This is a genomic window from Kocuria kalidii, assembly GCF_044462225.1.
GTDB classification, from domain to species: domain Bacteria; phylum Actinomycetota; class Actinomycetes; order Actinomycetales; family Micrococcaceae; genus Kocuria; species Kocuria kalidii.
The window spans coordinates 1-11,320 of record NZ_JBISWJ010000080.1 but is presented as its reverse complement, the minus strand read 5'-3'; the positions used below and the strand labels follow the sequence as shown (position 1 = coordinate 11,320).

At 71.6% G+C, this 11,320-nt stretch carries 9 protein-coding genes; 1 reads left to right on the top strand and 8 read right to left on the bottom strand.

The features are described from left to right. The 8 genes from ACH9D3_RS12465 to ACH9D3_RS12430 all read right to left on the bottom strand — a co-directional run. A partial coding sequence (locus ACH9D3_RS12465; protein ID WP_396411177.1) for an aldose epimerase family protein occupies positions 1-884 on the bottom strand: 884 nt, incomplete at its 3' end. Beyond that, positions 881-2,134: a multiple monosaccharide ABC transporter permease gene (gene mmsB / locus ACH9D3_RS12460; protein WP_396399236.1), complete on the bottom strand. Its 1,254-nt coding sequence runs from the start codon at positions 2,132-2,134 to the stop codon at positions 881-883. The genes mmsB and ACH9D3_RS12465, both read right to left, overlap by 4 nt. A 3-nt stretch (positions 2,135-2,137) precedes the next feature. Further along, the gene (mmsA, locus tag ACH9D3_RS12455) at positions 2,138-3,667 is read right to left on the bottom strand and encodes a multiple monosaccharide ABC transporter ATP-binding protein (RefSeq protein ID WP_396399237.1); all 1,530 of its coding nucleotides are present in this window, start codon (positions 3,665-3,667) and stop codon (positions 2,138-2,140) included. An 82-nt stretch (positions 3,668-3,749) separates the two neighbouring features. Next, positions 3,750-4,856: a multiple monosaccharide ABC transporter substrate-binding protein gene (gene chvE, locus ACH9D3_RS12450; RefSeq protein WP_396411176.1), complete on the bottom strand. Its 1,107-nt coding sequence runs from the start codon at positions 4,854-4,856 to the stop codon at positions 3,750-3,752. A 74-nt stretch (positions 4,857-4,930) separates the two neighbouring features. After that, positions 4,931-6,445: an L-arabinose isomerase gene (gene araA / locus ACH9D3_RS12445; RefSeq protein ID WP_396399239.1), complete on the bottom strand. Its 1,515-nt coding sequence runs from the start codon at positions 6,443-6,445 to the stop codon at positions 4,931-4,933. Then, positions 6,420-7,172: an L-ribulose-5-phosphate 4-epimerase gene (locus ACH9D3_RS12440; protein ID WP_396411175.1), complete on the bottom strand. Its 753-nt coding sequence runs from the start codon at positions 7,170-7,172 to the stop codon at positions 6,420-6,422. Before ACH9D3_RS12440 ends, araA begins: the two co-directional genes overlap by 26 nt. Continuing rightward, the gene (gene araB / locus ACH9D3_RS12435; protein ID WP_396411174.1) at positions 7,169-8,857 is read right to left on the bottom strand and encodes a ribulokinase; all 1,689 of its coding nucleotides are present in this window, start codon (positions 8,855-8,857) and stop codon (positions 7,169-7,171) included. Before araB ends, ACH9D3_RS12440 begins: the two co-directional genes overlap by 4 nt. Positions 8,858-9,026: 169 nt before the next feature. Then, positions 9,027-10,073 carry a substrate-binding domain-containing protein gene (locus ACH9D3_RS12430; RefSeq protein WP_396411173.1) on the bottom strand — a complete coding sequence of 349 codons (1,047 nt, stop codon included), beginning with the start codon at positions 10,071-10,073 and terminating at the stop codon, positions 9,027-9,029. A 193-nt stretch (positions 10,074-10,266) separates the two neighbouring features. Here ACH9D3_RS12430 and ACH9D3_RS12425 point away from each other — a divergent pair, with 193 nt between their 5' ends. Further along, entirely contained in the window at positions 10,267-11,250 is a 984-nt protein-coding gene (locus ACH9D3_RS12425; RefSeq protein ID WP_396411172.1) for an aldo/keto reductase, read from the top strand. Positions 11,251-11,320: the final 70 nt, after the last annotated feature.

Here is an 11,320-nt window from a genome sequence, read left to right as displayed (position 1 = left end):
CCGGTGATGGTGCCGTCCAGGGCGTTGCCGGTGTAGACCTGCAGGGCCGGCTGGTCGGTGAACAGCTCCACGGACCGCCCGCTCGCCGGGTGCTCCAGGCGCGCGGCCCGGCGCAGGCCGGCCCCGCGCAGGTGGAAGGAGTGGTCGATGCCGCCCACCGCGGTGATGTCCGGGTGCTCCGCGCGCATCCGGTCCCCGAGGCGGGCCGGGGTGGTGAGGTCCAGCGGGGTGCCGGCCACGGGGGTCAGGGCCCCGGTGGGGAGCCCGTGGTCGTCCACCGGGAGGTAGGAGTCGGCGGTGACGGTGAGCCGGTGGTCCTCGATCGTGCCGGCGCCTTCGCCGGCGAGGTTGAGGTAGAGGTGGCTGGCCAGTGAGGCCACGGTGGGGGCGTCGGTGCGGGCGTCCAGGTCCAGGGTCACGGTGTGGCCGCGCACCCGGTAGGTGGCGGTGACGGTGAGCTCTCCGGGGAAGCCCTGGTCCCCGTGCGGGCTGATCAGCTCCAGGGTCAGCCGGTCCGGGGCGGCGGCCACCGTCCGCCAGAGTCTGCGGTGGAAGCCCTCGGGGCCTCCGTGCAGGGTGTTTCCGCCCTCGTTGGCGGCCAGTTCCACGAGCACGTCGTCGAGGGGGAAGCCGGCCCCGGCGATGCGGTTGGCGTAGCGGCCCACGACCGCGCCCAGGAAGGCTTCCGGGGGTGCCGTGTAGCCGGTGGCGTCCGGGTGGCCCAGGGCGAGGTTGGTGGTGGCCCCGGTGCTGTTGGGGACGTGCAGGGCCTGGACGGTGGCGCCGAGGTCCAGGACCCGCAGGATCAGCCCGCCCGGGGCCGAGAGGGTGTGGACGGTGACCTCCCGACCCCCGGGCAGCCTCCCGAACGCGGCCGCCGTCATTTCAGGGCGTTCGAGGCGCGGCGCTTGTTGAACACGTCGAACCCGACCGCCAGCAGCAGCACGAGACCCTTGATGAACTGCTGGAAGTCGATCCCCACGCCCATGAGCGACATGCCGTTGTTGAGCACGCCCATGATCAGACCGCCCGTGATGGCCCCGATGATCGTGCCCACGCCACCGGTCACGGCGGCGCCGCCGATGAACGCCGCGGCGATCGCGTCCAGCTCGAACAGGTTGCCCGCGCCGGGTCCGGCGGAGTTCAGGCGGCCGGTGAAGACGAGGCCCGCCAGGGCGGCCAGCACGCCCATGTTGACGAACAGCAGGAAGTCCACCCGCTTGGTGTTGACGCCCGAGAGCTGCGCCGCCTGCAGGTTGCCGCCGCGGGCGTAGACGTGCCGGCCGAAGACGGTCCGGTTCATCACCGCGCTGTAGGCGACCACGAGCACGCCGAGCACGACCAGCACGATCGGGGTGCCGCCGCGGGAGCTGGCCAGCACGTAGGTCAGGCCCAGGACGACGACGACGCCGAAGGCCAGCCGCGTGAGGAACCAGGCCCGCGGCTCGTCCTCGAGGTCGAGCTTCGCGCGGTTGGCCCGGCCCCGGAGCTGGCTCACGACGAACAGGGCGGTGGCGAGCAGACCGAGGCCCACGGTCGTCCAGTCCAGGATGTTGGTCTCGGGCGGGAACAACCCCGGGAACAGGGAGCCGCCGCCGAGCTGGCGGTACTCCGGCGGGAACCCGGTGATCCGCTGGTTCTCGAGCACGATCTGCGTCAGACCGCGGAAGACGAGCATGCCCGCGAGGGTCACGATGAACGCGGGGATGCCGATGTAGGCCACCCAGAAGCCCTGCCAGGCCCCCACGAGCGCGCCGACCGCGAGGGAGGCCACGAGGGCCACCCACCACGGCAGGCTCCAGTCCCGGATCATGATCCCGGACATGGCGCCCACGAACGCGGCCACCGAGCCGACCGAGAGGTCGATGTGCCCGGCCACGATGATCATGACCATGCCGATCGCCAGCAGCAGGATGTAGCTGTTCTGGACGATGATGTTGTACACGTTGTCCGGCTGGAGCAGCGCGCCGCCGGTCAGGACCTGGAACAGCGTCACGATCACCAGCAGCGCCAGGAAGATGCCGATCTGGCGGAGCCTGCTCGTGAGGAACCGGCCGGCGTCGGACACGGTGGAGGTCTTCTTGGGGCTCCTGCTGTCGAGGGCCCGGTCCTCGTCGACGAGGGTGGAAACCATGGGTCAGTCCTTTTCCTTGGTCATGTGCTGCATGAGTCGTTCGGGGGTGGCCTCGGCGATGGGGACCTCGGCGGTGATCCGGCCCTCGGCGAGCGTGTAGATCCGGTCGCAGATCCCCAGCAGCTCCGGCAGCTCGGAGGAGATGACCAGCACCGCCTTCCCCTGTGCGGCCAGCTCGTTGATGATCGTGTAGATCTCGTACTTCGCGCCCACGTCGATGCCTCGGGTCGGCTCGTCGAGGATGAGCACGTCGGGATCGGCGAACATCCACTTGGACAGGACGACCTTCTGCTGGTTGCCGCCGGAGAGCTTCCCGGTGATCGACGCCACCGAGGGCGCCTTGATGTTCATGCTGCGGCGGTACTCCTGCGCCACCAGCGTCTCGCGCCCGCCGTTCACCCAGCCCGCGGACGTGAGCTTGCCCAGGGCCGCCGAGGAGATGTTCCGCTTGATGTCGTCGATCAGGTTGAGCCCGTAGCGCTTGCGGTCCTCGGTGGCGTAGGCGATGCCGTGCCGGATCGCCTCGCTGACGGTCCGCGCCGTGATCTCCTCGCCGTTCTTGTACATCCGGCCGGTGATGTTGGCCCCGTAGCTGCGCCCGAAGATGCTCATGGCCAGCTCGGTCCGGCCGGCGCCCATCAGCCCGGCGATCCCGACGATCTCGCCCGCACGCACGTTCAGGTGCGCGTTGTCCACGACCACCCGCGCGTGCTCCTGCGGGTGGTGCACGGTCCAGTCCTCCACGCGGAGCACCTCCGCGCCGATCTCGGGCACCCGCTCCGGGTACCGGCTCTTGAGCTCGCGGCCCACCATGCCCTTGATGATCCGGTCCTCGGTGACCGACCCGTCGTGCAGGCTGAGGGTCTCGATGGTCTGGCCGTCGCGCAGGATGGTCACGGAGTCGGCGATCGCCCGGATCTCGTTGAGCTTGTGGCTGATGATGATGCAGGTGATCCCGTCCTGGCGCAGTCCGCGGACGAGGCCCAGCAGGTGCGCGGAGTCCTCGTCGTTGAGCGCCGCGGTGGGCTCGTCGAGGATCAGCAGCTTCACGTCCTTGGAGAGCGCCTTCGCGATCTCGACCAGCTGCTGCTTGCCCACGCCGATGTCCATGGCGCGGACCTCGGGATTCACGTCGAGGCCCACGCGCCGGAGCAGCTCGACCGCCCTGGCGTTGGTCTCGTTCCAGTCGATGAACCCGCCGGTGGCGCGTTCGTTGCCGAGGAAGATGTTCTCGGCCACGGACAGGAAGGGGGACAGCGCCAGCTCCTGGTGGATGATCACGACGCCGCTGCGCTCGCTGTCCTTGATGTCCCGGAAGGAGACCGTTCCGCCCTCCAGGACGATGTCGCCCTCGTAGGTGCCGTGCGGGTACACGCCCGACAGCACCTTCATGAGGGTGGACTTGCCGGCGCCGTTCTCCCCGCAGATCGCGTGGACCTCGCCGCGGGCGACGGCCAGGTTGACGTCCTGCAGCGCCTTCACGCCGGGAAAGGACTTGCTGATCCGGCGCATCTCCAGAACGTGCTCGCTCATGCGGGCCTCCTCGTCTCGGGCTGGGTGGTGGGTGGTGGAACGGGACCGGCCGGACGGCGTCGGGCCGCCCGGCCGGTCGCGCTCACTCGAGCTCGGACGCCTCGTAGTAGCCGCTGTCCACGAGGACCTCCTCGTAGTTGTCCTTGGTGACGATCTGCGACTCGAGCAGGTAGGCGGGCACGACCTTCGCGCCGTTGTCGTAGGTCTCCGTGTCGTTGACCTCGGGCTCCTCGCCCTGCATCAGGGAGTCGACCATGATCACGGCGCGCTCACCGAGGTCCCGCACGTCCTTGAAGATCGTGGAGTACTGCTCGTCGTTGATGATGGACTTGACCGAGCCGACCTCGGCGTCCTGCCCGGTCACGACGGGCAGCTCGTCCTTGGAGTAGCCGCCGGAGCGCAGCGCGGAGATGATGCCGATCGAGAGGCCGTCGTAGGGGGAGAGCACGCCGTCGAGCTGGTCGCCGCCGCCCACCGTGATGAGGTCCTCCATCCGGTCCTGGGCGGTGTCCGGCAGCCAGCGCAGGATCGCGGCCTGCTCGAACTCCGTCTGGCCGCTGGGGACGTTGAGCGTGCCGTCGTCCAGGTAGGGCTGGAGCGTGTCCATCGCGCCGTTCCAGAAGAAGGTGGCGTTGTTGTCGTCGGGGCTGCCGGCGAAGAGCTCCACGTTGAACGGCCCCTCCGCACCGGTGGGCTCGCCGTTCTCGTCGAGCACCCCGAGCCCGGTGAGCAGCGACGTGCCCTGCTGCACGCCCACCTCGTAGTTGTCGAAGGTCGTGTAGTAGTCCACGGTGTCGGACTCGTTGATCAGGCGGTCGTAGGCGATCACGGGGATGTCCTGGGTCTCCGCGGTCTCCAGCACGCTGGTCAGCGTGGTGCCGTCGATCGAGGCGATCACGAGAGCCTCCGCCCCGCCGTTGATCATGTTCTCGATCTGGGAGATCTGGGTGGGGATGTCGTCGTTGGCGTACTGGAGGTCCACCTCGTAGCCGAGCTCCTCGAGCTCCGCCTTGACGTTCTCGCCGTCCGCGATCCAGCGCTCGGACTGCTGGGTGGGCATCGCCACCCCGATCCGGGCGCCCTCGTTGGAGCCCTCGTCCGCGCCGGCGCCGCGGCTGCCGCCGCAGGCGCTGAGGCCGAGGGCGAGGGTCAGGGCGGTCGCGCCGGTGAGGGTCTTCTTCAGCGTCATGGTCGTGCCTTTCGTCGGGCCGGGCGGCTCTGCCCGGGTGCTCGTAGTGTTCGTGGTGTTCGTGGTGTGCAGGGTCAGAGCTTCTGGGCCAGCCGGTAGTACGCCGCGTTCCACCGCACCTCGCGCTGGAACTCCCGCAGGGTGGTGGACCCGTCGATGACGAGCAGCTCGGTGCGGGTCATGTCGGCGAAGTCGCGGATCACGTCGGCGCCCACCGCGGTGGTGAGCACCGTGTGGTGCGCGGCTCCGGCGGTGAGCCAGGCCGCCGCGGAGGTCGCGAGATCGGGGTGCGGCCGCCAGACGGCCCGGGCCACCGGCAGGTTCGGGAGCGGGGCGTCCGGGGGCACGACGTCCACGGTGTTGGCGGTCAGCCGGAAGCGGTCCCGCATGTCGGACATCGCCACCACCACGCCGGGTCCGGTGTCGGTGTCGAAGACGAGGCGCACGGGGTCCTCCCGCCCGCCGATGCCCAGGGGGTGCACCTCGAGGGACGGCCGCGCCGTGGTGAGGGTCGGGCAGATCTCGAGCATGTGGGCGCCGAGGATCTTCTCCTCGCCCGGGACCAGGTGGTAGGTGTAGTCCTCCATCAGGGACGCGCCGCCGGGCAGCCCGGCGCCCATCACCTTGGCGGCCCGCACGAGCAGCGCCGTCTTCCAGTCGCCCTCCGCGCCGAACCCGTAGCCGCGGGCCATGAGCCGCTGCACGGCGAGGCCCGGGAGCTGACGCAGCCCGCCGAGGTCCTCGAAGTTCGTGGTGAACGCGCCGAAGCCGCCCTCCTCCAGGAACTCGAGCAGCCCGAGCTCCTGGCGCGCGCCGCAGCGCAGGGACTCGTGCCGGGCACCGCCGCGCCGGAGCTCGGGGGCCACGTCGTAGACCTCCTCGTACTCGGCGACGAGCTCGTCCACGCGCTCCTCGGACTGGGCGTCCACCACGGCCACGAGGTCGTTGACGCCCCAGGTGTTGACGGAGACCCCGAACTGCAGCTCGGCCTCCGTCTTGTCCCCCTCGGTCACGGCGACGTTGCGCATGTTGTCGCCGAACCGGGCCACCCTGAGCCCCTGGACGGCCGCGCGGCCGGCGCACGCCCGCTGCCAGGAGGCCACCTGCGCGGTGACGTCGGGGGAGGAGACGTGGCCCACCACGGTCTTGCGCGGGACGTCGAGCCGGGTCTGGATGTAGCCGAACTCCCGGTCGCCGTGCGCGGCCTGGTTGAGGTTCATGAAGTCGAAGTCGATCTCGCCCCACGGCAGCTCGACGTTGATCTGGGTGTGCAGGTGGAGCAGCGGCTTGCGCAGCGCGTCGAGGCCGGTGATCCACATCTTGGCCGGGCTGAAGGTGTGCATCCAGGCGATCGCGCCGATCACGCCGTCCGCGGCGTTGAGCTCGAGGGCCGTGCGGCGGATCGCGCCCGCGTCCTTCAGCGTGGGCTTCCAGACCACCCGGACGGGCAGACCGGCCGCCTCGAGCATCCGGACGATCTCACGGGACTGCTCGGCCACCTGGCGCAGCGTGTCCTCGCCGTAGAGGTCCTGGCTGCCGGTGAGGAACCAGACCTCGTAGTGGTCAAGCGCGGTGGGTAGAGGGCTCACGGGAGTCTGCTCCTGGGGTCGTGGGGACGGCGGCGGGCTGCTGGCCGTAGACGTTCTGGTAGCGGTCGAACAGGGAGTCGACGTGCACGGACTCGATGGGCAGCGGCTCGCCCAGCTGACGGGAGAGGTGCACGGTGCGGGCGACGTCCTCGAGCATGGCAGCGGCCTTGACGGCGTCCCGGGCGTCCTTGCCGACGGTGAAGGGACCGTGGTTGAGCATGAGGACCGCGCGGGAGCGGTGGCCGGCGAGGGTCTCCACGATGCCGCGCCCGATCGAGTCGTCGCCGATGATCGCGAAGGGCCCCACGGGGATCTCCCCGCCGAACTCGTCCGCCATGGCGGTCAGGACGCAGGGGATCGCCTCGCCGCGGGCCGCCCAGGCGGTGGCGTAGGGCGAGTGGGTGTGCACCACTCCCCCGACCTCCGGCATGTGCCGGTAGACGTAGGCGTGGGCGGCGGTGTCGCTGGAGGGCGAGCGCTCCGCACCGGGGGTGCCGGGGACCGGCCGGCCGTCCAGGTCGCACAGGATCTGGTTGTCCGGGCCGAGCTCGTCGTAGCTCACGCCGCTGGGCTTGATCACGAACAGGTCGGTGCCCGGCACCCGCCCGGACACGTTGCCGGCCGTCCAGACCACGAGCCCGTAGCGCACCAGCTCGGCGTGCAGGTCCGCGACCTCGCGGCGGACGCGGGCGACGCGCTCCTCGATCTCGGGTGTCAGGGTGCTCATGCGGGGACCTCCTGGGTGGAGCGGGCGGTGCGCCGCAGCGCCTTGAGCCGGCGCATGACGTCGCTGCCGCCGCGGCCGAAGTGGTCGTGCAGGGCGGTGTACTCCTCGAAGAGGACGGAGTAGGCCTCGGTGCGCGCGGGGTCCGGGGTGTAGGCGGCGCGCTCGAGCCGGCCCATCGCCTCCGCCGCCGCCCGGACGTCCGGGTAGGCGCCGGCGGCCACGGCCGCGTGGATCGCGGAGCCCAGGGCCGGTCCCTGGTCGCTGCCGATCACGGAGATCGGCATGCCGAGCACGTCCGAATAGATCTGCATGAGGAACGAGTTCTTGATCAGCCCGCCGGCCGCGACGAACTCGGTGACGGGGATCCCGGACGCGGCGAAGGCCTCGACGATCGTGCGGGTCCCGAACGCGGTGGCCTCCAGCAGCGCGCGGTACACCTCGTGGGGGCGGGTGGCGAGGGTGAGTCCCACGAGCAGTCCGGAGAGCTCGTGGTCCACGAGCACGGACCGGTTGCCGGACTGCCAGTCCAGGGCCAGCAGCCCGTGGGCGCCCACCGGTTCCCGGCTCGCCTGCTCGGTCAGCAGCTCGTGCACGCTGAGCCCGCGCCGGTCGGCCTCCTCCTGGAGCTGCCCCGGCACGAAGTGGGCCGTGAACCAGCCGAAGATGTCGCCCACCCCGGACTGACCGGCCTCGTAGCCGTAGAGGCCGTCGATGACCCCGCCGTCCACCACGCCGCACATCCCCGGGACCTCGCGCAGGGTGTCGGAGCTCATGACGTGGCAGGTGGAGGTGCCCATGATCGCCACCATCTGGCCCGGCTCGGTGGCCCGGGCGGCGGGAGCGCTCACGTGCGCGTCGACGTTGCCCACCGCCACGGCGATCCCGGCGGGCAGGCCCGTCCACTCCGCGGCCTGCGCGCTGAGCGTGCCCGCCGCGGCGCCGAGGGTTCCGATCGGGTGGTCGACCTTCTCCTCCGCGAAGCCGGCGAACTCGGGGTTGAGGGAGCCCAGGAACCCGCGGTCGGGGTACGCGCCGTCCTGCAGGATGCCCTTGTACCCGGCGGAGCAGGCGTTGCGCACGTAGGTTCCCGTCAGCTGCCACACGATCCAGTCGGCGGCCTCCACCCAGTGGTCCATCAGGTGGTACAGCTCGGGGTCCTCCTCGAGCAGCTGCAGCCCCTTGGCGAACTCCCACTCGCTCGAGATGAGACCGCCGTAGCGGGCCAGCCAGCGCTCCCCGCGGCGGGCCGCGAGCTCGTTGATGCGGTCGGCCTGGCCCTGCGCGGCGTGGTGGCGCCACAGCTTCACGTAGGCGTGCGGGCGGCCCGCCAGGCCGGGGAGCTCGTTGAGGGGCGTGCCGTCGGCCCGGACGGGGACCATGGTGCACGCGGTGAAGTCGGTGCCCACCCCCACCACGGAGCGCGGGTCGATCCCGGCGGCGCGGACCGCGGCGGGCACGGCCTGCCGGAGCACCTCGACGTAGTCGGCGGGCACCTGGAGCGCCCACTCGGGCGGCAGCGGCTCTCCCGTGGCGGCGAGCACGGTGTCCATCACGCCGTGCCGGTACTCGTGCACCGCCGAGCCCAGCTCGGCGCCGTCGTGCACCCGCACGACCACGGCGCGCCCCGAGAGGGTGCCGTAGTCGACGCCGATGACGTACGTGGGATCTGGGCTGCTCTGGCTCACGGAGGACCTCGTTGTCGTTCGAGCCGCACGCTTCCGGGGGGAGGCTCTGGCTTCCCGCACCGGAATGTGAACGGTCACATCTGGATGTTCGGGCCAACGTATCCCAGTGGGGCCACGTGTGGCCCACATCACTGGGTAACATTTCGGTAACGTTAGCCGATGCGGCCTGTCAGTCCCGGTCGACGCGCCGCAGGGGTGGCGCGGTGGAGCCGCGCACCACCAGGACCGGCTCCACGTCCCCCGGACGGGCCGCCGCCTCCCCTCGGAGCTCCGCGAGCAGGAGGGCCATGCACCGCCGGCCCAGCTCGGGGAAGTCCTGGCGCACCGTGGTCAGCGGCGGCAGGAAGTGGGCGGCCTCGGGGACGTCGTCGAAGCCCACCACGCTGACGTCGCCCGGCACGTCCAGCCCGGCCTCGGCGAAGGCGTGGACGAGGCCGAGCGCGATGTGGTCGTTGCCGCAGACGACCGCGGTGAACCCCCGGCTGCCGCGCAGCTCGAGCCCCGCGCGGTAGCCGGAGTCCGCCGTCCACTCCCCCGCGGGCACCACGCCGGGCTCGAGGCCCCAGGCGGCCATCTCCTCGCGGTAGCCCTGGCGGCGGGCGTCCGTCTCGACCCAGCCCTCGGGGCCGGGGACGTGGAGCACGCGCCGGTGCCCCCGCTCCAGGAGGTGGCGGGTGGCCAGCCGGGCGCCGGCCATCTGGTCGACCGACATCCGGTGGTCCTCGCTGTGCAGGGAGTGCACCGTGACGAAGGGGATCCGGATGGACAGCTGCTCGATCACCTCGAGCGTGCGCGACTGCGGCGCGAGGATCACCAGCCCCTCCACCGCGTGGCCGACCAACCGGTCCAGCGCGGCCTCGATGGAGGCACGGTCCGCGTGGTCGACGTGGACGGTGTCCACGACGTAGCCCGCCTCGTCGGCCGCCGTCTCGACCGCCCGGAGGCTGGCCGACGGGCCGTACTCCGCGCCCGAGGAGACCAGGGCGCCGATGGTCCGGGACTCGCTCGTGACCAGGGCGCGGGCCGCCCGGTTCGGCCGGAAGCGCAGCTCCTCCATGGCCTGCAGCACCCGCTGGCGGGTCGAGTCCCGCAGCGCCGGGTGCCCGTTGATCACCCGGGAGACCGTCTGGTGGGAGACCCCGGCGGCGCGGGCCACGTCCCGGATGTTGGGGGCGCGCGGAGGCCGTGCGGAGCGCGCACCATCCTCGACGGTCATGGCCAGAACGGTACTGCACGGCGACGGCCGCACCCACCGCGGCGGCCGCCGGGCAGGTCCGGCTCCGGCCCGGACGCTTGCGCGGTGGACACGTCACCCCGCATGGTGGTCCCCGGTGCCCCGGGATCCACGGGACGCCGTCCCCCGGGACCCCCGGGCGACCAGCCACCGATCGCGGAACGAGATACGACGCATGGAACAACGCACACTCGGCAGGACCGGACGGAAGGTCTCCACCGTGGGCCTGGGCACGTGGCAGCTGGGCGCGGACTGGGGGAACGTCGACCCGGCCGAGGCCACCGCCGTGCTGGAGGCGGCCGTGGAGTCCGGGGTGACGTTCTTCGACACCGCCGACGTCTACGGCGACGGCCGCAGCGAGCAGACCATCGGCGCGTTCCTGCGCGAGCACCCCGGTCTGGACGTCACCGTGGCCACGAAGATGGGCCGCCGCGCGGACCAGGTCCCGGAGAACTACACCCTTGCGAACTTCCGGCAGTGGGTGGACCGCTCACGGCGCAACCTGGGCACCGACACCCTGGACCTGGTCCAGCTGCACTGCCCGCCCACGCCGGTCTACAGCGACCAGGAGGTCTACGACGCGCTGGACACCCTGGTCGAGGAGGGCGCCGTGCGCCACTACGGCGTCAGCGTGGAGCGCACCGACGAGGCGCTCGCGGCCATCGCCCGCGGCAGCACCGCGACCGTCCAGATCATCCTCAACGCCTTCCGGCTCAAGCCGCTGGACGCCGTCCTGCCGGCCGCGAAGGAGGCCGGGGTGGGGATCATCGCCCGGGTGCCGCTGGCCTCCGGACTGCTGTCCGGGAAGTACACGAAGGACACCCGCTTCGCGGCGGACGACCACCGCAGCTTCAACCGCGGCGGCGACGCCTTCGACGTCGGGGAGACGTTCTCCGGGGTGGACTTCGAGCGCGGCCTCGAGGCCGTGCGCGAGTTCGCCGGACTGCTCCCGGAGGGTGTGACCACCGCGCAGGCCGCGATCGCGTGGATCATCGCCCAGGAGGGTGTCAGCACCGTGATCCCCGGGGCGCGCAGCGTGGAGCAGGTCCGCGGCAACGCCTCCGCGGCGGACACCGGGGACCTCGGCCGCGAGATCGACGCCGGCGTCCGCAGGATCTACGACGCCTACTTCCGGGAGAGCGTCCACCCCCGCTGGTGACCGCCACCCGAGCTTCTCGGGACGCGTCTCGGGAGGCTCGGGACGACGCCCGTGGCGGTGCCGACGGGGC

Coding starts and splice junctions, on each gene's coding strand:
- mmsB (WP_396399236.1), bottom strand. CDS start 2,134: ATGGTTTCCACCCTCGTCGACGAGGACCGGGCCCTCGACAGCAGGAGC.
- mmsA (WP_396399237.1), bottom strand. CDS start 3,667: ATGAGCGAGCACGTTCTGGAGATGCGCCGGATCAGCAAGTCCTTTCCC.
- chvE (WP_396411176.1), bottom strand. CDS start 4,856: ATGACGCTGAAGAAGACCCTCACCGGCGCGACCGCCCTGACCCTCGCC.
- ACH9D3_RS12440 (WP_396411175.1), bottom strand. CDS start 7,172: ATGAGCACCCTGACACCCGAGATCGAGGAGCGCGTCGCCCGCGTCCGC.
- ACH9D3_RS12430 (WP_396411173.1), bottom strand. CDS start 10,073: ATGACCGTCGAGGATGGTGCGCGCTCCGCACGGCCTCCGCGCGCCCCC.
- ACH9D3_RS12425 (WP_396411172.1), top strand. CDS start 10,267: ATGGAACAACGCACACTCGGCAGGACCGGACGGAAGGTCTCCACCGTG.